Source organism: Nocardia sp. bgisy118 (assembly GCF_057708605.1).
In genome coordinates this window covers 1-24,213 of record NZ_JBYISM010000022.1, presented here as the reverse complement: position 1 = coordinate 24,213, position 24,213 = coordinate 1, and the positions used below count along the sequence as shown (strand labels likewise).

Sequence of the window (24,213 nt, the reverse complement as noted above, 5' to 3'; positions counted from 1 at the left end):
CTCGGAGGTCCGTACGAGGAGGCTCATGAGCGAGCCGGATGAAGCTGCGTCGTCGAGTGCTGGACGCGTGATCACGCGCCGCACGATGCTCGGCTGGGCGACCACGACCGCTTTCGTCCTTGCCGCGTGCGGCCGCGACGACGAGGGTGCCGCCGCCACGAGCGAAGCCGCCGTCATCGCGGAAGACGCCTACGCCTTCGGCTATCCGCTGGTGCTGATGCACGAGACGCGGGATGCGGCGCTGAAGAGCACACCGGTCAACCACTTCCAGCACTCCGACGCGCTGCCGACGCCGGAGCGGCGCGACATAGTGCGGTTGAACGTGGACACCCTGTACTCCAGCGCCTGGCTCGATCTCTCCCGCGGTCCCATGACGTTGCAGGTCCCGGCGGTGAACCCGGGCCGCTTCTGGCTGATGCAGGTCATGGACGCGTGGACCAACACCGTCCACAATCCGAGCAGCGTGCGCCCGCAGGTGCGGCCGGGGGCGCGCACGCCGCCGTTCAGCTACGTGATCACCGGCCCGAACTGGTCCGGCGCGCTGCCCGAGGAGTTGACCCCGCTGCCGATGCCGACGCCCACCGTGTGGGTACTCGGCCGCATCCAGGTCGACGGCGTCGACGACATCCCCGCCGTGCGCGCGATCCAGCGGGATTTGCGGCTGGCCTCGCTGGACGACTGGGTCGCGGGGCGGCCCGTGCCCGTCGAGCCGATCCGGCCCGCACCGTCGCGGCCGCCCGCCGAGCAAGTCACCGAGATGGACGCCAGGAAGTTCTACGACCGGCTCTGCACGCTGATGGACACCGATCCGCCCGCACTCGCCGACGCACCGGCGATGGCGCGGTTCGCCGAGATCGGGATCGAGCCGGGCGGCCGGGTGACGGGACTCTCGGACGCGGCCCTCACGACCGCGGCCACCGATGCGAAACGGACGATCGGCGTCTATGTCGACCCGCAGACCCGGTTGGACAACGGCTGGACCTTCGATCCGACAGCGGGCGAGTACGGCACCGACTACCTGCACCGTGCCGCGACGGCGGACAAGGGGCTGGGCTCCAACCTGGCCGAGGACGCGATCTATCCCACCTTCTTCGAAACCGCGGACACCGACGGCACGCCCAAGCGGTTCCGGCTGCGTTTCGCGCCGGGACAGACCCCGCCCGTCGACGCGTTCTGGTCGCTCACCGCGTACGGTGCGGACGGCTTCCTGGTGCCCAATCCGGCGGGCATCTATGCGGTCGGCCATCAGGAGCCGGTCGTGCCGGAACCGGACGGCGCGGTCGAGCTGGCGATTCAGCACCGGAATCCGGGACCCGCGGTGCGACAGGGCAATTGGCTGCCCATCCCGGCGGACGGCGAGTTCTCGCTCATCATGCGGCTGTACGCGCCGCGGCCCGAGGCGATCGACGGTCGCTGGCAGCTGCCCGCCGTCACGACTGCCACGTGAGCGGAGACCGCTTCGCGCTGCATACCGTCCGGGCTGCGTAGGCTGGTCGAGACCCGCCCGCCGATCCGCGACCGGAGCGCCTCGTGACCGATCCCAGTCCCTTCCCGTTGCGTGCGAGCGAGCGTGCGGCGCTCGACCGAGTCACCGAGCTGGCCGCCGAATTCGCCGCCGTCGCAGCCGATTACGACGAACGCGCGGAGATCGCGGTCGCGCATCTCACGGCGTTGCACGAGGCCGGGGTCGATCGCGCGGCGCTGCCGGAGTGGGTCGGCGGGACGGGACTGAGCTACCGGGCGTTCGGGCAGCTGGTGCGCACGCTGGCGAAGGCCGACCCCTCCACCGCGACCATCTGGACCATGCACGCGGGCGCGGGCGTGGCGCTGGCCGAGATCACCGCGGACACGCTGGGCTCGTTCTTCGCCGAGGAGTTCCTGGCGGGCAAGCGATTCGCGAACGCGCTCTCCGAACCCGCCAGCGGCAACCGGTTCCTCCAGCCGCAACAGGAGGCCGTGCCCGCGCCGGGCGGTTGGGAACTGACCGGCGCCAAGCGCTTCGTCTCCGGCGCGGAGATCGCCGACTATCTGCTGGTCAACGCCCTGGTCGACGGAGCGCCGACGTTCTTCGGCCTGGCTCCGGACGCCACGGTGTCGATCATCCCGATCTGGGACACCCTCGGGCTGCGCGCCACCCGCAGCCAGCTGCTGTCCTTCGAGCGGACCGTGCTGCGCGCCGAATACCGCGGCCGTCGGCCCGACGCCGGTGATTTCGCGGTGATCCCCGCCGGGCTGCCCGCCCTCTCGCTCGGCATCGCCGACGCGGCGCTGGACGCCTTGGTCGAGCACGCCAGGTCGCGGGTGATTCTCGGCGCGCCGCTGTCGCACCAGCAGTGGGTGCAGCACGAGGCCGCCGACGCGCAGACCAGGCTGGCCGCGGCGCACGCGCTGTACGAGCAGGCACTGTGGCAGGCGGACAACGGGATTCCGGCCTTCCTGCCGACGCTGGGGCGGGCCAAGTACCTCGCCAACAAGGTGGCTGTCGACGTCGCGCAGCTCGGCGTCCGGGTCGGCGGCGCGTCCGGATATCTCAAGCGCTCGCCCATTCAGCGGCATCTGCGCGACGCCGAGGCAGGTCAGCTCATGGCGTACTCGACCGAGGTGCTGGCCGGCGTCATCGGCAAGGAAGTACTCGGCGTCACCGACTGATCCGCCTGCGCCCCCACGGGATTCGCGTCACGGGGTGACGATGGCGAAGCCGGGATCCGGCTTGTCGAACAGTCCGGGCAGCTGCGCGAGCGCCGCCGCGTTGCCCTCGATACCGATCTCGCCGTCGCGCACCGCCGCCCGCAGATCGCCGCCCGCCACGAACGCCCGCAGCAGCGCGGGGCGGGTGAGCGTGATGGTGGCGTCCGGCGCGGGCAGCCCGTCGTCGGGGCGCCGGTCGTAGTGCACGAGCACCCCGTTGCGCAGTTCGGAGCGGTGCGTGCGATCGCCCTCGTCGCGGAAACGCCAGTCGATGACCAGCCGGGTGTCCCACGCCTTCGGCCCGTCCAGGCGCAGCGACATCGCGTCGAACGCCTGCTCCACGCTGAGCGCGCTCAGCAGGCCCGCGGAATTCGCTTGGGTGGGCGTGCCGAACGGGCCGTTGCGCAGTTCGTGCGCGCCGCTGAGGAAGAAATTGCGCCAGGTGGCGTTCTCGGATCCGTACGCGAGCTGTTCGAAAGCGCTGGCCTGCAAGTGTTTCGCGGTCGTGTCGGCCGGGTCGGCGAAGAGGGCGTAGTCGAGCAGTTGCACCGCCCAGCGATAGTCGCCCGCATCGTAGGCCCGCTGCGCCTTCTTCAGCACTTCCTTCGCGCCGCCCATCGCCTCGACGTGGCGCTCGGCGGACTCGACCGGCGGATGCTGCCACAGGTGCGCGGGATTGCCGTCGAACCAGCCCATGTACCGCTGGTAGATGGCTTTGACGTTGTGGCTGACCGAGCCGTAGTAGCCGTGCGTCGACCAGGATTTCGTCAGGCCGGGGGGCAGCTGCATCATCTCGGCGATCTCGGCCCCGACGTAGCCCTTGTTCAGCAGCCGCAGCGTCTGATCGTTGAGGTAGCCGTACAGATCGCGTTGCACCGAAAGGAATTCGACGATCCGGTCGGTGCCCCAGACCGGCCAGTGGTGGGAGGAGAACACCACATCGCTGGCGCGGCCGTAGCGATTGATCGATTCGGTGAGGTACTTCGACCATACGTGCGGATCCCGGACAAGGGCCCCGCGCAGCGTCACGATGTTGTGCATGGTGTGCGTGGCGTTCTCGGCCATGCACAGCGCCCTGCGGCCGGGGAAGTAGAAGTTCATCTCCGAGGGCGCCTCGGTGCCCGGCGTCAGCTGGAAGACCATGCGGACACCGTCGATCGTCTCCTCCTGATCGGTGCGGACGATGTCGACGGTGGGCGGGATCAGGGTGACGGTGCCGAGCGAGGTGGTCTGGCCGAGCCCGGCGCCGATCTGCCCCTTCGGGCCGCGCGGCAGGGCGGCGCCGTACATGTACGCCGCGCGGCGCGCCATCGCCGTTCCGGCGTAGATGTTCTCGGCGACAGCGTGTTCCAGGAAGCCGACGGGCGCGAGCACCGGGCAGCGGCCCGCGGCGACGTCCTGTTCGGTCGTCACGCCGAGCGCCCCGCCGAAGTGGTCGACGTGGGAGTGGCTGTAGATCAACCCGGTGACGGGGCGGTTCCCGCGGTGCGCGTGGTAGAGCGCCATCCCGGCGGCCGCGGTCTCGGCCGAGATCAACGGGTCGATCACGATGACGCCCGTGTCGCCCTCGACCAGCGTCATGTTCGACAGGTCGAGGCCGCGGATCTGGTAAAAGCCCGGCGCGAGCTCGTACAGCCCCTGCTTCACGGTGAGCTGGGCCTGCCGCCACAGGCTCGGATGTGCCGACTGCGGGCAGGGTTCGCGCAGGAAACCATAGGAGTCGTTGTCCCACACCACCTTTCCCTGAGCGTCGGTGACGACGCCCGGGTCGAGCGCCGCGCGGAAGCCGCGGTCGGCGTCGGCGAAGTCGGCGGTGTCGGAGAAGGGCATGGTCTCGGCGGCCTGCCGGTTCGCGGCCAGGATGTGGTCGCTGGGGTCGGTCGGTGTGGCCGAGGGGCGCACCGGGTCGTCGTCCGCGCAGCCGCCGAGGCCGACGCCGACCCCGGCGGCGGCGAGCGCCGCGGCGCCGACGCCGAATACGCCGCGCCGGGACACCCGCCGGGCCGCGGTCTCCTCGTTCTCCCGCTCGACCATGCACGCTCCTCGCTCGTCCCGTCGGCATGTGCCCGACAGCCGCCGTCCGTCGGCGTTCGGTCGACCATACGTACTATTACAGTGATACTGCAATAGTGATCTCGCCGCCGACTGCCGCCGACACCTTCCTGCCCGGTCGCCGCCGCAAGGGCGATCTGTGATCGGATGCGGTCATGGGTGAGGGCACAACCGGCGCGCGACGGCGCCGCAATCCGGAGCAGACCCGGGGCGCGATCATCGACGCCCTGCTGGCCGCAGTGAAAGAGGGCGTCTTCGCGCCGACGGCCAAGGACATCGCGCAGCGCGCGGGCGCCTCCGAGCGCAGCATCTTCGTCCACTTTCCCGGCATCGACGAGCTGCGCATCGCCGCCGTCGACCGGCAGTCCGAACAGGTCGAGGCCCTGATCCGGACCATCGACCCCGAACTACCGCTGGATACCCGCATCGATCTGGTCGTGGAGCAGAGCGCCGACATCTTCGCGCTCCAGCGCAACCCGCGGGTGCTCGGCCTGCTGGAATCGCACAGCCTGCCTGCGCTCGACGCGCGAATGCGACTGACCGACAGGCGTATTCGCGCCGCGCTCGCGCAGGCCTTCCGCGCCGAGCTGACCCGGTCCGGCAAACCCGACGAGCAGCTGCTCGACACGATCGACGCCACCGTCGGCTGGCCGTTCCGGCATCACCTGGTGGAACGGCGCGGACTCTCCCGCGCGGCCGCGTCCGCCGCCGTTCGGCGCGCCCTCGCGGCGCTGCTGCACGCGGACCATCCTGGGCGGTCCGATTTCGGGTAGTCCACTACTCAAGCGATCGCGGCTCGGGTGAGCAGAATCGGCGAGTGACAAGCTGTCCGAGATCAGGGGGTGCCGGATGTCCGACGATCACCAGGCGTTGTCGCCTGCTCCGCACAACGAGCCGCCGCTGCGCGGCTTCCACGCGCCGCCGCGACCCCGGTCGTGCCGGGTGCGCCCGCGCGGCGCGACGCCCGCGGTCGCCGGGGCGGGAGTGCAGCGTGCCGTCCGCGAGTCGCACGCGGCGGACCGGGACGAAATGGTCGTCTCGGCACGAAAGTTCGCCGAGCGCGCGTTGCGCATGACCCTGGAGGTGCTCGATCAGCGCAGGCCGATCGGCCAGCTGGCGTCCGTCGCGGACGGTGCGGTGGTGTCGGCGGTGCGCACCCTGATCGCCGGGGAGCTCGCGCCGGGACGCGGTTTGGGCGTCGCCGTCTTGGCGCGCGTCGCCGTGACGCCGGTCGACGCGCGCACCGCCGAAGTCTTCGCCGGGTACGACCGCGGGCAGCGGCGCTTCGCGCTGGCCGGGCGCATCGTCCACAGCCGCGCCTCGGGGTGGCGGGTGACCGCGCTGCGCGTCCGGTGAACCGGCGGGATGCTCAGCGGGGACCGTTGGTGTTCAGGAACAGCACCGGACCCGCGCCGAAACCGCCGTCGGCATTGCGGGCGAGCAGCGCGGCGAGCGCCTTCGCGGTGTACACCGGCTCGAGGTCGAGTCCCTCGTTGTCGTGGGCGATCGCGGCGGCTTCGGCGGCCGCGGGGATCGGATGGCCGTAGCCGGGGCCGAGCCAGTCCTTGGTGAGCTCGAGATCGTCCGCCGAGATCGCGGGCGCGTCGAATCGGGCGCCGCGCTCGCGCAGCAGGGCGATGGTGCGGTCGGCCAAGCCGAGCAGCGCGGGTGCGTCGAGGCGCAGCGTGTCGTTGACGACGACGCCGAACACGCGGGTGCGCAGCCCCGCCAGCCGCAGGCCGACAACCAGCCCGGCCGCCGTCCCGCCGGAGCCGATCGCGGTGACGACGTGCGAAGGTTCGGGCAGGATGCCCGCGCGGACCTGGGCGGCGATCTCCAATCCCGCCTCGACGTAACCGAGTACGCCGAGCGGCGCGGAGCCGCCTGCGGGCAGGTAGTACGGCGCAGCGCCCGGTCGCCAGTGCTTGGCGTACAGCAGCGGAGCGGTGAGGACGGTCCGCGATTTCGTGTGCGTGCGGTGGATTTCCGCGCCGGAGGCCGCGAGCCGGACCAGCTGTGCCCGCACGTGCTCGTCGACCGGTTGATCGATGAGTGCGAGCACCGTGTGCAGTCCGAGGTCACGCCCGTACAGCGCGGCGGCCAGACCCCAGTTGGTGCCGATGCCGCCCACTGTGAGCAAGGTGCGGCGACCGGTGCGAATCGCCTCGGGTAGCAGCCATTCCAGCTTGCGCACCTTGTTGCCGCCCCAGCCGCCGTCGCCGTAGCCGCTCTCGTCCTTCAGCCAGACCGGAGCGACGCCGGTCGTCAGCCCGGGCAGCGGCCGGACCGATGTCGGCGCGGCGCCGAGCCGGTGGAAAGGCAGGTTGTCCCCGACCTCGGGAAGGCGCGCGTGCAGCAGCGAGGATGTTGGTCGATTGTCCAGTTTCATGGCGTCTTCAGCCTACGACGCGGTGGCCGTCGGTGCGGGTCGAATCGCGCCGCTCGGTCCACTCAGTGACACGCATGTGCCGGTAATCAACCGTTTGCCCGTTGACTGAACTACCTTTGACCTGGTGCGACACTGCACGGGTGCGGTCGAGCTGATCACGGCGTTCGTCGCCGCCGTGGTGGGTGGACTTGCGCTCACCACACCGATCTCGCTGGCATTGGTGGCGCACGGGACAGCGACGGTGCAGATGCAGCTGCTGGCGCACAACATGCCGAGGGCGACCGCGATCGGCTTCATCGTCGCCGTGATGGCCGCGGTCTTCACCTACACCGCCGACTCGGCGGTGGTGGCGTGGCTGGTGGCGCTGTTCGGCACGTTCGTGCTACTGACGAATCACATGTTGGGCCGCAGCTTCTCCTCACTGGCCCCGCTGACCACGCTCAACGACATCGATTCGCTGGCGGGCGGAATGCTGCTCGGCGGGTTGATGACAGCGGCGCAGCGGCACATGGTGTACGCGGGCGCGGCCACCCTCGGCGCACTCACCAGCATCGTCATCGGCGATTTGAGCGTGCCAGGCATCGGTCACCCGGCCGAGCCGGAGGAGCCCGCAGGCTTGGTGACGGACTCGCCGCCGCTGTGGCTGCTCTGGCCGACCGTCGCCCTGGTGCTGATATGCACTCTGCTGAACCGGCACCGGCGCCGCGAATCGGTGATCGCGGTCGAGCTGCCACTGCGGCCGATCATCGCGGTGTTGCTGACCATGCTCATCACCCTCGGAAGCTCGGAGTGGCTGGTCCGCCGGGGCTCGACGCTGTTCGAGGTGCTGCTCGTCGCCGCCATCACGGTGGTCACGGTGCTGGTCGCGGCGCTGCTGCTGCCCGGCCGCGACGGAGTGATCGTCGCCCTCAGTGCGGCCATCGCGGCGGCCGGTGGCGCGATCCTGATGACCGGTCTGTCGGGGTGGACGGTGCCGTTGCTGATCGGGGCCACGGTCGGCGGCATGATGCTCGGTTTGTACCGCCCGATGCCGATGGCCGGGCTGGCGGCCACCGCGATCCTCAGCGCTTTCGCCACGGCCGCCGCGCGGCCCGAAGGCCTGACGCCCGCGGCGACCATCACCGGCTGTCTGGCGCTGGCGCTGATCACCGGATATTGCTTCGGTACAGCGCAGCCCATCCAGAGCCCGAGCAAGGTGCTCGCCCTCTCGCTGCTGTTCGTGCCCGGCGTGGTCGTCGCGCTCCGTGGCCGCATCTTCGGCGGTGAGCTGGACATCCCGCGCGGCTATGCCAATCCCGACCGGCTGCTCGCCACGGTGCCCGGCCTGACGGCGATCTTGATCACCGGTGGTTGCACGCTCGTGGTGATGCTGCTGTACCGGCTGCGCACCGAGGAGTCCGAGGCGGAGTCCGCCGACGCCGCCCGCCCCGCCGCGCGCTAACGTCGCTGCCATGCGGCTTCACGTGGGATGTGCGATGTGGACGCACGCGGCATGGCAGGAGCGGCAGCTGGGGCCCGCGCAGCGGTTGCGCTGGTACGCCGATCGCTGCACCGCGGTCGAGGGCAACACCACGTTCTACGCGACCCCGGCGCGCCACACCGTCGAATCCTGGGCCGAGCAGACCGCGCCCGACTTCCGTTTCGTGGTGAAGCTGCCCAAGCCGATCACCCATGAGCGCAGACTCGCAGGCGCCGACCGGGAACTGCGTGCCTTCCTCGCGGCGATGGAGCCGCTCGGGCCGCGCCTGCACACGCTCTGGGTGCAGCTGCCCGGCTCGTTCGGCCCGACCGATCTCGGCGCGCTCGCCGCCTTCCTGCGCGAGCTGGCTCCGGCGTACCGGTGCGGCGTCGAGGTCAGGCACCCGGCGTTCTTCGAGGACCATCGCGCGGGCCAGGCGCTGGAGCGCGTGCTCGGCCGCGTCGGCGCGGAGTGGATAACCTTCGACACCACAGTGCTTTTCGACGGCGTCGCGGCGGGCCCCGCGGAGCAGGAGGCACGGTCGAAGAAGCCCCGGGTGCCCCGGCGCACCGCCGCGCTCACCGAACATCCGATCGTGCGATACCACGGTCGCGACGACATCGATCGCACCGTGGCGGGGTGGCGTCCGTGGCTCGACATGGTGACCGCCTGGTTGCGCGAGGGCCGCTCGCCGACGGTATTTCTGCACACCCCGGACAACGCGGGGGCCTTGGACTTGGCCAGACGCTTCCACGACGAGGTTCGCGCCCGGCTCCCGGAACTCGACCCGCTGCCCGAACCGGTGGCGGACGAGCCGATGACGCTGTTCTGAATTCCGCTGCGTCAGCGACTACTTCGCCGCTTCAGGGGATACCGAGCACCGTGGACGCGAAATCCACGAACAGCGGCGCCAATTCGGGCACTCGCGCCGGTCCGTCCGAGACCATCCTGCGGCGGGTCCGCTCGCCGATCGCCTCCGGGATGAGCGCGATCAGCTCGTCCGCCAGCTCCGGCAGGGTGGGATCGGCCGCGCGCGCCTGGTTGTAGAAGACCCGGTAGAGCTCGGCGAAGCGGTCGACGGCGAGGTCGCGGTAGGCCACGGCGGCCTGGTCGACCTTGAACGATTCCACCAGCACGATGAACGCGAAATCCGGTTCGGCGGCGATCATTTCGCAGTAAGTGTTCACGATCGAGCGGATCTTGATGCGGGCGTCGGCATCCGGAGGGAGCTGGGCCAGTTCCTCCGCGATACGCGTCGCGACGATGTCGATGCCGGTGTGCACGGCCTCGACGAAACACTCCTCCTTGTTGGCGAAATGCTCGTAGAAGGTGCTGCGCGAGACCCTGGCCCGGCCGACGACGTCGGAGAGCGTCGTGGCCGAATAGCCTTTGGCCTGCACGCTTTCCACCATCGCAGCGATGAGCCTGCCCCGCTGCGAGGCGAGGACCGCTTGGCGGGTCGCACGGTGCCGCTCGGCGAATCCGCTTCTCGGCAGCGTCATCGGACGCATGGTCGCCTGCTCTCGGCGCATGTGTGCCTCTCTGTCGAAACGATCGAGATCGGACACGGCCCCGCCGATCGTGTCGCCTCAGCTCCCACCCGGGCGGCGACAGTTCGTGAACCACCTTGTCCGCGACCACCGCCCGTGACCGGCACGCCGTTGCGACGACGCCAACCCCACCGGTGCAGCGAGGGTACCGGAACCGGCACACGGCGTGTGCCGTGTGGTCTTCAGCCCGTCTGCGCCATTCGGCCGTCATTTTCGGCGCATCTGTGCAATCTTGTTATTGCGCAATGGCATTGATACGGAGGGTGCGGCGGAGTCATGGCGTCGAACGCGTTCGATCTCGGCGGCCGCACTGTCGCGCGTCGCGGTGCGCTGCGCCGCGGGCGGGACGCGCCGACGGTGCCGTTGTGGCCAGGCATGATTCCGCCGCAACAGGTCGGGCAGCCGCTACGAGCGCCGAAGCGCCGCAGGCCGCCGCCGCGGCGTGGACGACCGCGAAACCGGCGCCGCCCGTGGCTCTTCGGCGGCGCCACCATCTGCGCGTCGCTCGCGGCGGTGGCGGTGGTGCTGGTGTACGCGGCGGAGGTGACCGAGCCGCGCCAGTCGGCCACGGTCGCCGACCCGGTGCTCGGCGGTGGACCCGGCTGCGAGCCGACCAGATCCGATCAGCTGGTGCGCGGCAACGGCACCGGCTCGCTCGCCAGCGGACCCGACGCGATCCTGGCCTTCCAGCACGCCTACTACGTGACCAAGTCCGGCGCGAAGGCGCGGGCGGTCACCACGCCCGACGCCGCCGTGTCCCGCGTCGACCTCATCGACGCGGGCATCGCCTCGGTCCCCCCTGGCGCGCGGCACTGCGTGCTGGTGCTGCCGCTGCCGGACGGCCGCTTCGACGTCGTGATCACCGAGACCCGCCCGGACGCCGTCGTGCGCACCTACCGGCAGTTCGTGACGGTGACCCCGCGCGGCGACGACGTCCTGATCAGCAAGATCGCCCCGCCGGACCGGTAACTCTCCCTCGGGACTTTCCGCGTCGTTCCCTGTTCTCGCGCGCTCGAGCGCTGATACATTCTCGTATCGAATACACTCGTGTATCGAATACGCTCACGTATCGAACCGCGCATTCGGTATCGAACCGCGCGTCGCCGAGAGGAGTCACCATGGCGTCGTCCCCCGGGGAGACATCGGCGCGTCCGGCCACTCGAAGACGGGTGGCGACCAGGAAACGGCTGCTCACCGCCGCGTACGAGGTCTTCGCCGAGGACGGGTTCGGCCGCGCCACGGTGGAGCGGGTCTGCGAGCGCGCTGGTTTCACCCGTGGCGCGTTCTACTCGAACTTCACCTCGCTCGACGAGCTGTTCCTCGCCATGTGGGAGGAACGCTCGGCGGCGATGCTCGCCGATGTCGGCACTGCTCTCGACGACATCTCGGTCGATGGCGTCGCCGACCTCCGCGACGTGGTGGACCGCCTGCTGCGTGCCGTCCCGCTGGACGATGCGTGGTACCGCATCACGGCGGAGTTCACCAGCCACGCGCTGCGCACACCGGCGCTGCGCCGGGTGATGGCCGCCCGCGAGGACGCGATCGTCGCGGCGCTGATGCCCGCCGTGGTCGGCACGCTCGCCCGGTTCGGGCGCGCCGTGCCCGACCCGGGGGCGCTCGGCCAGGCGATGGTGGCCGTACACGACGGCACCGCGGTGCAGGTGCTGATGGAACCGCGCAGCCGCACCGCCCAGCGGCGGCGCACCGATCTCTTCTGCCACGTCGTGCTGGCCTACAGCACGCCAATCGAAGGATGAACATGACCAATTGCAGTCCCGAATTCGCGCGCGAGGCCGATGTGATCGTGGTCGGCGCGGGCCTGTCCGGCCTGGTCGCCGCCTACGAGCTGGTCAAGGCGGGCCGCAAGGTGCACCTGCTCGACCAGGAGAACCGCAACAACCTCGGCGGGCAGGCCTTCTGGTCGCTGGGCGGGCTGTTCTTCGTCGACAGCCCGGAGCAGCGCCGCCTCGGTATCAAGGACTCCTACGAACTGGCGCTGCAGGACTGGCTGGGGTCGGCCGGATTCGACCGCGACGACGAGGACCACTGGGCGCGGCAGTGGGCCGAGGCGTACGTGCGGTTCGCGGCCACCGAGAAGCGGGATTACCTGCACGCCTTGGGTTTGCGGGTGACGCCGCTGGTGGGCTGGGCCGAGCGCGGCGGCGCGCTGGCCGACGGCCACGGCAATTCGGTGCCGCGCTTCCACCTCACCTGGGGCACCGGTCCCGAGGTGGTGCGGGTCTTCCAGGAGCCGGTGCTCGAAGGGGAGCAGCGCGGGCTGGCCGGCTTCAGCTTCCGGCACCGGGTGGACGAGTTGATCGTCGAGGACGGCGCGGTGGTCGGCGTGCGCGGCGCGGTCCTGGAGGACACCGACCTGGAGCGGGGTAAGGCATCCTCGCGAACGGAGGTGGGGGAGTTCGAGTTCCGCGCGAAGGCCGTCGTGGTCACCTCCGGCGGTATCGGCCACAACCACGAGATGATCCGGCGCAACTGGCCCACCGAGCGGCTCGGTCCCTGCCCGGAGACGCTCATCTCCGGCGTCCCCGCGCACGTCGACGGTCGCATGCTCGCCATCTCGGAGACCGCGGGCGGCGCGATCGTCAACCGGGATCGCATGTGGCACTACACCGAAGGCATCAACAACTGGGATCCGATCTGGCCGGACCACGCCATCCGGATCATCCCCGGTCCGTCCTCGCTGTGGTTCGACGCCAACGGAAAGCGTTTGCCCGCACCGTGTTTCCCCGGATTCGACACCAACTCCACGATGAAGGAGATCCTGGCCACCGGTTACGACTACTCCTGGTTCGTGCTGACCCAGTCGATCATCGAGAAGGAGTTCGCGCTGTCGGGTTCCGAGCAGAACCCCGACATCACGGGCAAGGATCTCAAGCTCACCCTCAAGAGCCGGGTGGCCAAGGGCGCGCCGGGCCCGGTGGAGGCGTTCAAGCAGCACGGCGTCGATTTCGTCGTCGCCGACACGCTGCGCGAGCTGGTCGACGGCATGAACAAGATCGCGCGCGGACCCCAGCTGGACTACGACGACCTGGAGCGTCAGATCGTCGCGCGTGATCGCGAGATCGGCAACAAGTACGGCAAGGACGCCCAGCTGATGGCGATCACCAACGCCCGCCAGTACTTCGGGGACAAGGCGGGCCGCGTCGCCAAGCCGCACCGCATCCTCGATCCCAAGGCGGGCCCGCTGATCGCGGTGCGGTTGAACATCCTGACCCGCAAGACGCTCGGCGGCTTGCAGACCGACCTCGACTCCCAGGTGATTCGGCCGGACGGCGCCCCGCTGCCCGGCCTCTACGCCGCAGGCGAGGTCGCGGGCTTCGGCGGCGGCGGCGTGCACGGCTACAACGCGCTGGAAGGCACCTTCCTCGGCGGCTGCATCTTCTCCGGTCGCGCCGCTGGCCGGGCGTTGGCGAAGAAGCTCGCCTGACGCCCGGCGGCGACCCGGTCACCGGTGCGGCTCAGCGCACCGGTTCGATCGGGAGCCGCAACGCCGCCGGTGCGCTCGGCGGGACCACCGGGCGGCGCGGCGGGATCGGGTCCATGCGCCGGTAGGGTGCGCCGAGCGCGGGTCGCGGGTCGGCCTCACCCTTGTTGGGCCACAACGAGACCGCGCGCTCGGCCTGCGCGGTGATGGTCAGCGACGGATTGACCCCGAGGTTCGCCGAGATCGTCGAGCCGTCCACGACGTGCAGCCCGGGGTGCCCGTAGAGCCGGTGGTACGGATCGACGACGCCGGTTCGCGGCGAGTCGCCGATCACGCAGCCGCCGATGAAGTGCCCGGTCATCGGGATGTTCAGGACACCGGAGGTGGTGCCGAGGGGGAAGCCGTCGATCTTGTCGGCCACCCGCCGCGCCACCTCGTGCCCGGACGGCACCCAAGTCGGGTTGGGTTGGCCCGCACCCTGTTTCGTGGTCATCGTGCGGCGGCCGAACCAGTTTCGCTTGGTGTAGGTCGTGATGGAGTTGTCCACCGACTGCATCACCAGCAGGCCGATGGTCTGCTCCGACCAGTGCCGCGGGGTGTGCGCGCGCAGCACGTCGCGGCGGTTGCGCCACAGCGCGCGCACCCACAGCCCGATGCGCGGGGTGTCGCCGCTGACCATCACGGTCGCCATCAGCGAGAGGGCGTTGCTGCCTTTGCCATAGCGCACCGGTTCGACATGGGTGTCGTCGTCGGGGTGGATCGACGAGGTGATGGCGACGCCCTTGGTGAAATCGCTGTCCCCGCGGCGGCTGCGCGCCCCGAGCAGTTCCTCGGAGTTGGTGCGCGAGAGTTGTCCGAGCATCTCCGAGATCGCGGGCAGCGAGCCGGTGTCGCGCAAGCGATGCAGCAGGCGCTGGGTGCCGAGCGCGGCGGCGGAGAAGACCACCTGCTCGGCCGTGAACTCCCGGCGTCGTCTGCGCACCGTGCGCCCGGTGCGCTGCGTGGTGATCGTGAAGCCGCCGCCTTCGCGGGGACGCACGTCGGTCACCGTGGTGAGGGGATGCACCGTGGCGCCCGCCTTTTCCGCCAGATACAGGTAGTTCTTGACCAGGGTGTTCTTCGCGTTGTGGCGGCAGCCGGTCATGCACTCGCCGCAGTGCGTGCAGGCCCGCCGGTCCGGTCCGGCGCCGCCGAAGTACGGGTCGGGCACGTCCTGTCCCGGCCGGACGCCCGCACCGCCGAAGAAGACGCCGACCGGCGTGCTGCGGTAGGAGTCGGCGACGCCGAGATCCGCGGCGACCTCGCGCAACACCCGGTCGGACTGGGTCGTCGCCGGGTTGGTCGTCACGCCCAGCATGCGCTTGGCCTGGTCGTAGTGCGGCGTCAGTTCCGCGCGCCAATCGGTGATGTGGCCCCACTGGCGATCGGTGAAGAACCGCTCCGGCGGCTCGTAGAGGGTGTTCGCATAGACCAGCGAGCCGCCGCCCACGCCCGCGCCCGCCATCACGAAGGTGTCCTTCAGCAGCGCCAGGCGCTGGATGCCGAAGCAACCGAATCGTGGCGCCCAGAGATATTTCCTGATGCGCCAGGAGGTTTCGGCGAACTCTTCGTCGGTGAAGCGCCGGCCCGCCTCCAGCACGCCGACCCGGTAACCCTTCTCGGTCAGGCGCAGCGCGGTGACGCTGCCGCCGAACCCCGAACCGACGACCACCACGTCGTAGTCGAATGTCATGGACCCGCGCCTTCCTCGTTGCCGCTCACGTTCGTGCACCAACGCTAGGAGCGAGCGGCCCGGTGACAGGACAGACCTGCGGCCAAGAAATCGACATTTCCGGCCATCGGGTGTGCGCCCGCCCGATCGGGCCTAGGTCCGGCGCAGGGCCAGTTCGACGAGGTCGGTCCAGTCGGCGAGCGCCTGTTTACGACGAGCGCGGTCGCGGCCGACCATTTCGTCCAGGGTGGCGCCGCGGACGAGGTTGATGGTGAGCCAGAAGGCGGAGTCGAGGCGATCGCGGGAAATGTCGGGGCCGACCAGGGCGGCGCAGCGGTCGAGCAGTTCGACGGTGAGATCGTGTTGGACGCGCAGCATTTCGCGGCGCAGCTCGCGGTCGTTGGCGATCCCGACGTAGAGCTCGACGCAGGCGCGGCCGAGTTTGCCCGCGAAGGTGGCGGTCACCAGCTCGACGAGCACGGCGCCGGCCGCCGTCTCCGCGGGCACGGTGCGCAGGCGGCGGTGCAGCGCCTGGCGCTGGCGCTCGGTGAGATGCCCGATGGTCTGCGCGAACAGCTCTTGGCGGGTGTGGAAGTGGTGCAGCTGGGCGCCGCGGGTGACGCCGGCGCGGGCGGTGATGTCGGCGATGGAGGCGCCGCCGTAGCCCACCTCGGCGAGGCTGTCGATCGCCGCGTCCAGCAGCTGCGCGCGCGTCCGCAGACTCTTCTCCTGGTGCTTGTTCGGCGGCAGCTCGGAAACCATTCGAGCAGTATAACCGGCAAAAAGTACATGCTTCCTTGCATGCAATTGGATGTTGGCCATAATGTGTTGGCAAGCCGACCACCCTGCCGCGGAGATGATGAGATGCCTGTCGACCGACTGCTGCCCACCGAGGAAGCCCGCGATCTGATCGAGCTCACCAGGGAGATCGCCGACAAGGTGCTGGAGCCGCACGCGGCGGAGTTCGAGAAGCGGCAGCAGTACCCCGAGGAGGCGTTCCGCGCGCTGGGCGCGGCCGGGCTGCTGAGCCTGCCCTACCCGGAGGAGTTCGGCGGCGGCGCGCAGCCCTACGAGGTGTACCTGCAGGTGCTGGAGGAGCTGGCGGCCCGGTGGGCGGCGGTGGCCGTCGCGGTCAGCGTGCACAGCCTCTCGTGTCACCCGCTGTTCGTCTTCGGCACGCCGGAACAGCGGCAGCGCTGGCTGCCCGAGATGTTGTCCGGCAACGTGATCGGCGCCTACAGCCTCTCCGAGGCGCACGCGGGATCCGACGCGGCGGCGCTGCGCTGCAAGGCCACCGCCGTCGAGGGCGGATACCGCGTCGACGGCTCGAAAGCGTGGATCACCAACGGCGGCAGGGCGGACTACTACACCCTGTTCGCCCGCACCGGCGAGGGCTCTCGCGGCGTCTCCTGCTTCCTGGTTCCCGCGGGCACCCAGGGGCTGAGCTTCGGCAAGCCCGAGGAGAAGATGGGTCTGCGCGCGGTGCCCACCACCACCGCCGCCTACGACGGCGCCTTCCTGCCCGCCGAGCGGCTGATCGGCGACGAGGGGCAGGGCCTCTCGATCGCGTTCAGCGCCTTGGATTCCGGACGGCTCGGCATCGCCGCCGTGGCGACCGGCCTCGCTCAGCGCGCCCTGGACGACGCGGTGGCCTATGCCAAGGAACGCGAGGCGTTCGGCCACCGCATCATCGACCACCAGGGCCTCGGCTTCGTCCTGGCCGACATGGCCGCCGCCGTGGACTCCGCCCGCGCGACCTATCTGGACGCCGCCCGCCGCCGCGACGCGGGCCTACCCTATTCGCGGCAGGCCAGCGTCGCGAAACTGGTCGCCACCGACGCCGCCATGAAGGTCACCACCGACGCGGTGCAGGTCTTCGGCGGCTACGGCTACACCCAGGATTTCCCGGTCGAGCGCTACATGCGCGAGGCCAAGATCACCCAGATCTTCGAGGGCACCAACCAGATTCAGCGTTTGGTCATCGCCAGAGACCTGGCCCGCTGATCCTCAGAGGCCGCCGCCACCACCGATCAACCACGGGTTGAAGGCGCACGCCAGCTCCGACTGCGCCGCCGGGTCGAGCGCGCGCAGCGCGATCGAGGTGGAGCGGGGTGAGTACATCATGGTCAGGTGGTCGGAGATGTCCTGCTCGCAGCCCGCCTGGAGGGTGATGTTGTCCACGGTGGCGTCCGGGCCCGCCGTCAGGAAGGTCCAGTCGTAGGGGTTGGAGATCTCGTCCCAGCGCGAGCCGACGGAGGTGTAGGCCACCCCGGGGACGGTGTCGCCCACGGCGTTCAGCGTGGCGTAGAACGACGAGCCGACCGCCTGCTGAATATTCGACAGCCCGACGATGGGCTCGTAGAAGCCGAGGATGTTCACGCCGAGGTTGTTGATCGCCCTGCCCAGCGTGGCGATGCCCATCAGCGAGGTGCCGTGGTGGGTGGCGCCGAAGCTGATCAGCTTGCCGACCTTGCCCTCACCGCCGTCGAACTTCAGGTACCGATTGGCCACCGTGCCGCCCTGCGAGTGCCCGATGATGTCGACCTTGTCCGCGCCGGTCGCGCCGCGCACCTGTTCGACGAATTCGGCGAGCTGGCGCGAGGATTCCTCCATCGGCCCCACGCCGAACCGGCCCGGCAGCACCGCGCCGAGACCGCCGCCTTCCATCAGCCCGGAGCGGCCGAAGTTGAAGGCGAACACGCAATACCCGGCGCGCGCCAGCCGCGGCGACATGTAGGCGAAGGTGTCGTAGGCGTTGAGCCAGGTGCCGTGCAGCAGCACCACCGGGTTCGGGTGTGCGGCGCTCGGCTTGCAGTCCCACCGGTTCGCGCCCGCGGGCGCGGCGTCCGGGTGGGTGAGACCGTAGGCGAACGCGGCGAGCGCCGCGGTCATCTCCGGCCCCTCGCCGATGGCCGCCGAGGAGGTGCTCTTGGCCCAGCCGGAGCCGGAGCCGGTGTCGACGATCGCCTTCGGCTGCCTGCCGTCGGCCGCGGGCAGCAGCCCGGCGTCGATGGCGTCGGCGAGCGCCTGCGCTGTCGACTCGACGCTCCCCTCGACGGCCGGGTTCGCGATCGTCACCCCCGCGCCCGATCCCTGCGCCAGCGCGAGCCCCGCGATCATCGCGGCGCAGGCCATGGCACGCCTGCTTCGTTGCCTCGTTGCAAACATCTTTCGTACTTCCCATCAGCTCGACTGCCGCCCCCCGAGGGAATTACTATGGCGCAGCTCACAATTGGACGTCGTCTGTGACGCGCGCCATCTCGCGACGGCGGTGATGAAAATGTAAGACCGGATGGTCTATCGCGTCACTGCACGCCAGGACGAAGAAAGTCGACGGGCCCTTGTCGCCTGCGACAAAGTTCTTGGCCGTGGCGACGGACGCATTGTCGTCAACCCTGTCGTGGGTAACAATCGGGCCATGGCTGTCGCTTCACCCCCGGTCACCGGGGACCTCCCGCTGGTGTCCCGATTGCTGACCAGGTGGCCGCAGATCGCGGAGCGCATGCTCGCCGCGGGTCTCGGCGCCACGCCGCCCGCGTCGGAATTGCCCGCGGGCCATTTCACCGCCGAGGTGTTGCCGACCATCTACGCCTGCGGCCGCGCCGTGCTCCAGGCCATCGGCGAACGACGCGAGTTCACCAGGGCCGAGGTCGCCGGGTTCGTGGTCCCCGTCGCCGAGCGGCACGCCGAGGACCGCTTCCCGCTGGGTCTCCTGATCGAGGCGATGCACGGCTCGGCGCAGTCGGTGCTCGCCGAGGCCGCCGCGCAGGCCAGGCCCGACGAGAAGGACGAGCTGGTCGTCGTCGGCTCGCGACTGCTCGACCTGCTGATGCACATCAACATCGTCGTCGTCGAGACCTACACCGAGGTCGAGCAGTCCATCTACAACGCCGAGCGCGAGGCGCGCCGCGAACTGTGTACGGCCTTGCTGCGCGGGCTGCCCGCCGAGGAACTCGCGGCTCGCGCCGATACGCCGCTGACCGATCGCTACACCGTGCTCGCCATCCACCTGCGTCCGGACGAGCAACCGCATACGGTGGCCGACCTGGTCGCCCGCCGCCGCATCCGCGTCCTGCACCGCACGCTGGACACGCTCAGCAACGGCACCGCGCTGGTCACCTTCGACGGCTCGAGCGGAATCGCCTTGCTGCCCAACCACTCCGAATCCGCCAAAGCGGATGCCGCGCGCCATCGCGGCCTCGCCACCGAGCTCGCCGAGCAGTTCGGCACCCAGGTCTACCTCGCCGAGTGTCGCGGCGTGCCGCGCGCCGATCTCCCCGGCTCCGCGGAGCAGGCCGCCGAGGTGGCGACGCTGGCCAGGCTGCTCAACCGCCCGACCGGCCGCTACCAGCTCGACGATCTGCTCCTCGAGTACCAGCTCACCAGGCCGGGCCCGGCGCGCGACCGGCTGGCCCAGCGCATCGCCCCGCTGCTGCGCAATCCGCACCTGCTGGAGGCGCTGGAGGCCCATCTGGAGTACGGCTCGGACCGCAAGGCCGCCGCCGCGTGCCTGCACGTGCACCCCAACACGTTCAGCTACCGGCTGCGCCGCATCGCCGAGCTCACCGGCATCGACCCCGCCGAACCCACCAACTCGCGGATGCTCGCCGCGGCGCTCACCATCCACCGGCTCTATCCGGCGGTCGATCGCCCCTGAGCGCTCGCGGCGGCCTTCTCGCGGTACATCGCGGTGTCGGCGTCGTGCAGGATCTCGGTGGCGGTGCGCGGATCGCCCGGCGCGATCGTGGTGACCCCGATCGAGGCCCGCATCGCGAGCCGTTGTCCTTGGGCGACAATCGGTTCGGCGACCGAGGCGGCGAGCCGCCGGACGATCGGCCCCGGGCCGATCTCGTGTCCGCAGAGCAGGACGAGGAACTCGTCGCCGCCCAGCCTGCCGACCAGATCGCCGTGTCGCACGGCCCGCCGCAGGCGCTGCGCCACGACCTGCAGGACGACGTCGCCGACCACGTGTCCGTGCCCGTCGTTGATGGCCTTGAACCCGTCGAGATCGACGAACAGCACGGCCGACAGCGTGCCGCCCGCGGGATGGGCGAGGGCGGTGTCGAGGGCGGACAGGATGGTATTCCGGTTGAGCAGCCCGGTCAGCCCGTCGTGGGTGGCCTGATACTGCAGCTCGCGCTGGCTGGCGCGGGTGGCGGTGATGTCGGTGAACGAGCTCACCACCGGCGATGTCCGGTCGGCCGGATCGAGCAGCCTGCAGCTGCCCGTCAGCCAGCGGCGGTGATGATCGGTGCCGTCCACGCCGAAGACGAAGCGGGTGACCGGCTCGCCGGTCGCCATCGTCCGCGCGACCGGATGCCGGATGGCGGGTAGCGGGACGCCCTCGGTGTCGACCATGCGCAGCGGTAGCCTGTCGAACCGGGCGCCGACGAGTTGTCCACCGCGACAACCGAATATGCGCAGCGCGGCCGGGTTGATCGATTCGATCATGCCCTGCCTGCTGATCACGATGACGCCCTCCTCCAGCTGCGAGACGATCGCGCTGAAGTGCTGCTCGGCTCGGCGTTGGGCCTGCTCGGCCGCGTGCTGCGCGCTCAGATCGTGCAGCACCACCTGGTACGCGCGCCTGCCCTGCCAGACGGTGAGCACCGAGACGGTCTGCACCGGTACGCGGCCGCCGTCGGCGTGCAGCAGCGTGAGCACGGCTCGTTCGGACGCGTCGCCGTTGCCGCGCAACCCGTCGATCCTGGCCAGGGTCGAGGCGACGGAATCAGGTGCGATGAAATCGCTGACCGGGCGTCCGACGATCTCGTCCGCGGACCGGGCGCCCACCAGGCGCACGCCGGCCGGGTTGAGATACACGACGACGCCGCGTTCGTGCACGCAAATGGCATCGGGAGAGTGTTCGACCAGCGAACGGTACCGCTCGGCCGCCTGCTCCGGATCGCCCACCATGGTCTTCTTCTCGTCCATGCGAATCCCCGTTCGACGAACGACGCGCGGTCGGTGTCCACATCAATCCACAGTGCTTGGAACCCCGCCGGGTCCGGCGATCGCCCACCCTGCCGATCCGAACGAGGTAACGGTGCTGCCATCCACTAGCCGAGAGCGAGATTATGAGACTAGTTGGTATCGAAGGTCAAGGATACCGCCCGCGGTTAATGAACAGCAATCACCGAGCTCGCGTCGCGGGGCGCCCTGACCAGCGCGCTGCTTAGCCTCGTTAAAGAGGCCGTGCCGTCCACCGGTAAGCTCGCCGCGTCGCAGCATCCCCTTGATCTATCAGTACGACACAGCAGATCGCTTGTGGCGCATGGCTTGGTCGCGCGCGAGTGCGCGCGGCCGCCGGATGCGCTTTGTTCCGAACGCAAGATCGCAACCGTTGGACGATCAGAACCAGGGCATCTACATGACCAATACGACCATCCAGGCTCCGGCGCCGACGCCGGACCTGGCGGCCGAGGCAGGCACGCAGCTGTCGCATCGGCAGATTCTCACCATCCTCTCCGGCCTGCTGCTCGGCATCTTCCTGGCCGCGTTGGACCAGAACATCGTGAGCGTCGCGATCGTGCCGATCGCCAACAGCCTGCACGGATTCGACGAACAGGCCTGGGCGACAACGGCATACCTGATCACCGCGACCATCACCACGCCGCTCTACGGCAAACTCGCCGACATCTACGGCCGTAAACCGTGGTACCTCACCGCGATCGGGCTGTTCGTGGCAGGCTCGGTGGCCTGTACCTTCGCCACCTCGATGTACGAACTCGCCGCGTTCCGCGCGTTCCAGGGTCTCGGCGCGGGCGGCCTGATGTCGCTGGCCTTCACCATCGTCGGCGATATCGTCCCGGCCCGCGAAAGGGTCAGGTACCAAGGCTATTTCATGGTGGTGTTCGGCTCGTCCACCGTGCTGGGGCCGGTGCTCGGCGGACTGTTCTCCGGCTACGACGAGCTCGCGGGCCTGGAAGGCTGGCGCTGGGTGTTCCTGGTGAACGTGCCCATCGGCGTGGTCGCTTTCCTGGTGGTCGCCAAGGTGCTGAATGTGCCGCATCAGCGGCAGCCGCATCGCATCGACTGGTTCGGGGCGCTGACCCTCACGGTGTGCGTCGTCCCGCTGCTGATCGTCGCCGAACAGGGCAGGGAGTGGGGCTGGAGCTCGGATCGGGCGCTGCTCTGCTACGGCGTCGGCGCGGCCGGTCTCGTGCTGTTCGTGCTGGTGGAATTCCTGATGAAGGACGCGGCGCTGATTCCGCTGCGGTTGTTCCGCAACTCCACCTTCAGTGTGTCCATCGTGGGCGGCTTCATCGTCGGCGTCGCGATGTTCGGCGCGATCGTGCTCGTGCCGCTGTATTTCCAAGTGGTGCGCGGATATTCGCCGACCAAGGCGGGCTTGCTGATGCTGCCGCTGGTGGTCGGGATCATGGTCGGCTCGCAGATCGCCGGGATCATCACCAAGCTCACCGGCAAGTACAAGATCCTGCCGGTGGCGGGCTGCTTCCTGATCGCGCTCGGCGCGGTGCTGCACGGCGGGGTGCGCTACGACAGCCCGCTGTGGGAGCCGCTGCTGTACGGCGGTGTGATCGGCTGCGGGCTCGGCGCCTGCATGCAGACGTTGATCATCGCCGCGCAGAACGCGGGTCCGCGCACCGACATGGGCGTCTCGACCGCCGCGGCCACCTTCTTCCGGCAGATGGGCGGCACCCTCGGCGTCGCGATCTTCCTGACCATCCTGTTCAACCTGCTACCCGGCCGCATTGTCGACGCCTTCGGCGGGCGGCTGCCGGACGGTTTCGACGCCGCCAGGCTCGGCGAGTTGCAGAGCAACACCGGCGAGCTCGCCGCCATGCCCGCGGATCTGCGCGTGCCGATCCTGGTCGGTTTCACCGACTCCATGCAGGGCGTGTTCTACGTCGCCGCCGCGGTGGCCGTGCTCGCGGGCGTCGTGCTGATGTTCATGAAAGAGATTCCGCTGCAAGATGATCCGATCGTGCCGCCGGATGGCCCCGACGGCGCGAAGGGCTCGTCGAGCTGGGAGGAGGCGCAGGTGTGGGCTGGCGCCGCCGAGGTCTTCTCCGAACCGGAACCGGTGCTCGCCGCCGCGGCCGAGTCCCGCTCGTTGTTCGGCCGCATCCAGCACGAGGACGGGCACCCGGTGCCGGACGCGGCGCTGACGTTGATCGACAAGGGCGGGCGTCAGATCGCCAGGGCGGTGGGCGACACGAACGGCTCCTACGCCATCGACGTGCCGGACGCGAGCACCTACGTGCTGATCGCGGCCGCGGCCGGACATCAGCCGACCGCGGTCAGCATCGTGGCCGGTTCGTGGCCACAGGAACTCGACGTGAAGCTGAGTGGCTCCGGTGCGCTCTCCGGGACGGTCAGATCCGCGGGCAGCGGAAATTCGCTCGGCGGCGCGACCGTCACGCTGACCGATCGGCAGGGCGAGGTCGTCGGGGCCACCGTCACCGCGGACGACGGCGCCTACGTCTGCCACGGGGTGGTCTCGGGCACCTACACGATGGTCGCGCTCGCCGAGCACATGCGCCCGCACGCGACCACGCTCACCGTGCCGGACAGCGGCCTGCTGCGCCACGACATCGACATGGAGCCGAACGCGGTGCTGGCCGGGTCGGCGCTGGCCGACGGCAGGGCGGTGCCGGACGCGCAGATCATGCTGCTGGACTTGGCGGGCGATCTCACGGCGACGGTGCGCACCGACGCCAACGGCCGCTACGTCGTGCAGGACCTTGCCGAGGGCCAGTACACCGTGGTCGCGCGCGGATATCCGCCGGTGACGAGCCGGGTGACGGTGTCGGGCGGCGAGGCCGTGCACGACGTGCGGCTCGGCTACGGCCGCGACGGTGAGGACTGAGCGCGGCCGGTCAGTTCGCCGGTTCGGATCGCCGCGCCGGATCGCCGCCGCGGCTCACCTCGTAGCCGAGCAGGAGTTCGGCCTCTTCG

Annotated in this window: 19 protein-coding genes; 12 read left to right on the top strand and 7 right to left on the bottom strand. The window is 70.0% G+C overall.

What is annotated here, in order from left to right; genetic code table 11:
* Nucleotides 1-25 precede the first annotated feature (25 nt).
* Entirely contained in the window at nucleotides 26-1,447 is a 1,422-nt protein-coding gene (locus tag AC3EO7_RS24700) for a DUF1254 domain-containing protein (protein ID WP_435592500.1), read from the top strand.
* 83 nt (nucleotides 1,448-1,530) lie between these two features.
* Nucleotides 1,531-2,649 (top strand): acyl-CoA dehydrogenase family protein, encoded by a 1,119-nt coding sequence (locus AC3EO7_RS24695; RefSeq protein WP_431962304.1) that lies wholly within the window; start codon nucleotides 1,531-1,533, stop codon nucleotides 2,647-2,649.
* A gap of 27 nt (nucleotides 2,650-2,676) precedes the next feature.
* Here AC3EO7_RS24695 and AC3EO7_RS24690 read toward each other — a convergent pair whose 3' ends face one another.
* The gene (locus AC3EO7_RS24690) at nucleotides 2,677-4,518 is read right to left on the bottom strand and encodes an alkyl/aryl-sulfatase (RefSeq protein ID WP_435592545.1); all 1,842 of its coding nucleotides are present in this window, start codon (nucleotides 4,516-4,518) and stop codon (nucleotides 2,677-2,679) included.
* Between the two features lie 377 nt (nucleotides 4,519-4,895).
* Here AC3EO7_RS24690 and AC3EO7_RS24685 point away from each other — a divergent pair, with 377 nt between their 5' ends.
* Nucleotides 4,896-5,513 carry a TetR/AcrR family transcriptional regulator gene (locus tag AC3EO7_RS24685; RefSeq protein ID WP_435592499.1) on the top strand — a complete coding sequence of 206 codons (618 nt, stop codon included), beginning with the start codon at nucleotides 4,896-4,898 and terminating at the stop codon, nucleotides 5,511-5,513.
* A gap of 76 nt (nucleotides 5,514-5,589) precedes the next feature.
* Nucleotides 5,590-6,096 (top strand): Rv3235 family protein, encoded by a 507-nt coding sequence (locus AC3EO7_RS24680; RefSeq protein WP_431962308.1) that lies wholly within the window; start codon nucleotides 5,590-5,592, stop codon nucleotides 6,094-6,096.
* Between the two features lie 13 nt (nucleotides 6,097-6,109).
* On the opposite strand, the gene AC3EO7_RS24675 is transcribed toward AC3EO7_RS24680, so the two are convergent.
* The gene (locus AC3EO7_RS24675) at nucleotides 6,110-7,129 is read right to left on the bottom strand and encodes a 1-aminocyclopropane-1-carboxylate deaminase/D-cysteine desulfhydrase (protein ID WP_435592498.1); all 1,020 of its coding nucleotides are present in this window, start codon (nucleotides 7,127-7,129) and stop codon (nucleotides 6,110-6,112) included.
* Nucleotides 7,130-7,253: 124 nt separating this feature from the next.
* On the opposite strand from AC3EO7_RS24675, the gene AC3EO7_RS24670 reads away from it, so the two are divergent.
* Both AC3EO7_RS24670 and AC3EO7_RS24665 read left to right on the top strand, forming a co-directional pair.
* Nucleotides 7,254-8,570 (top strand): hypothetical protein, encoded by a 1,317-nt coding sequence (locus tag AC3EO7_RS24670; protein WP_435592497.1) that lies wholly within the window; start codon nucleotides 7,254-7,256, stop codon nucleotides 8,568-8,570.
* Nucleotides 8,571-8,580: 10 nt separating this feature from the next.
* Nucleotides 8,581-9,420: a DUF72 domain-containing protein gene (locus AC3EO7_RS24665; protein WP_431962314.1), complete on the top strand. Its 840-nt coding sequence runs from the start codon at nucleotides 8,581-8,583 to the stop codon at nucleotides 9,418-9,420.
* Between the two features lie 31 nt (nucleotides 9,421-9,451).
* On the opposite strand, the gene AC3EO7_RS24660 is transcribed toward AC3EO7_RS24665, so the two are convergent.
* Entirely contained in the window at nucleotides 9,452-10,090 is a 639-nt protein-coding gene (locus AC3EO7_RS24660; RefSeq protein WP_431962316.1) for a TetR/AcrR family transcriptional regulator, read from the bottom strand.
* Between the two features lie 324 nt (nucleotides 10,091-10,414).
* Between AC3EO7_RS24660 and AC3EO7_RS24655 the strand changes: the two genes are divergently transcribed.
* The 3 genes from AC3EO7_RS24655 to AC3EO7_RS24645 all read left to right on the top strand — a co-directional run bounded on the left by AC3EO7_RS24655 (nucleotide 10,415) and on the right by AC3EO7_RS24645 (nucleotide 13,583).
* Entirely contained in the window at nucleotides 10,415-11,107 is a 693-nt protein-coding gene (locus tag AC3EO7_RS24655) for a DUF8176 domain-containing protein (protein ID WP_435592495.1), read from the top strand.
* A gap of 149 nt (nucleotides 11,108-11,256) precedes the next feature.
* Nucleotides 11,257-11,895: a TetR/AcrR family transcriptional regulator gene (locus AC3EO7_RS24650; protein WP_431962320.1), complete on the top strand. Its 639-nt coding sequence runs from the start codon at nucleotides 11,257-11,259 to the stop codon at nucleotides 11,893-11,895.
* Nucleotides 11,896-11,897: 2 nt separating this feature from the next.
* Nucleotides 11,898-13,583, top strand: coding sequence for an FAD-binding dehydrogenase (locus AC3EO7_RS24645; protein ID WP_435592494.1), 1,686 nt, complete (start codon nucleotides 11,898-11,900; stop codon nucleotides 13,581-13,583).
* Between the two features lie 31 nt (nucleotides 13,584-13,614).
* Here the strand turns inward: AC3EO7_RS24645 and AC3EO7_RS24640 are convergent, their stop codons facing one another.
* Nucleotides 13,615-15,312, bottom strand: a complete 1,698-nt coding sequence (locus AC3EO7_RS24640; protein ID WP_431962324.1) for a GMC oxidoreductase — start codon at nucleotides 15,310-15,312, stop codon at nucleotides 13,615-13,617.
* Nucleotides 15,313-15,444: 132 nt separating this feature from the next.
* On the bottom strand, nucleotides 15,445-16,053 hold the full coding sequence (locus tag AC3EO7_RS24635; RefSeq protein ID WP_435592493.1) for a TetR/AcrR family transcriptional regulator: 609 nt from the start codon (nucleotides 16,051-16,053) through the stop codon (nucleotides 15,445-15,447).
* Nucleotides 16,054-16,155: 102 nt separating this feature from the next.
* Between AC3EO7_RS24635 and AC3EO7_RS24630 the strand changes: the two genes are divergently transcribed.
* Entirely contained in the window at nucleotides 16,156-17,295 is a 1,140-nt protein-coding gene (locus AC3EO7_RS24630) for an acyl-CoA dehydrogenase family protein (protein WP_431962328.1), read from the top strand.
* 3 nt (nucleotides 17,296-17,298) lie between these two features.
* Here the strand turns inward: AC3EO7_RS24630 and AC3EO7_RS24625 are convergent, their stop codons facing one another.
* Entirely contained in the window at nucleotides 17,299-18,426 is a 1,128-nt protein-coding gene (locus AC3EO7_RS24625) for an esterase/lipase family protein (RefSeq protein ID WP_431962330.1), read from the bottom strand.
* 283 nt (nucleotides 18,427-18,709) lie between these two features.
* Between AC3EO7_RS24625 and AC3EO7_RS24620 the strand changes: the two genes are divergently transcribed.
* Nucleotides 18,710-19,948, top strand: coding sequence for a PucR family transcriptional regulator (locus AC3EO7_RS24620; protein ID WP_435592492.1), 1,239 nt, complete (start codon nucleotides 18,710-18,712; stop codon nucleotides 19,946-19,948).
* Here AC3EO7_RS24620 and AC3EO7_RS24615 read toward each other — a convergent pair.
* Nucleotides 19,924-21,225 carry a diguanylate cyclase domain-containing protein gene (locus AC3EO7_RS24615; RefSeq protein ID WP_435592491.1) on the bottom strand — a complete coding sequence of 434 codons (1,302 nt, stop codon included), beginning with the start codon at nucleotides 21,223-21,225 and terminating at the stop codon, nucleotides 19,924-19,926. The two genes, AC3EO7_RS24620 and AC3EO7_RS24615, sit on opposite strands and share 25 nt — an antisense overlap.
* Nucleotides 21,226-21,661: 436 nt before the next feature.
* Between AC3EO7_RS24615 and AC3EO7_RS24610 the strand changes: the two genes are divergently transcribed.
* Nucleotides 21,662-24,124 (top strand): MFS transporter, encoded by a 2,463-nt coding sequence (locus tag AC3EO7_RS24610; protein ID WP_435592544.1) that lies wholly within the window; start codon nucleotides 21,662-21,664, stop codon nucleotides 24,122-24,124.
* Nucleotides 24,125-24,213 lie beyond the last annotated feature (89 nt).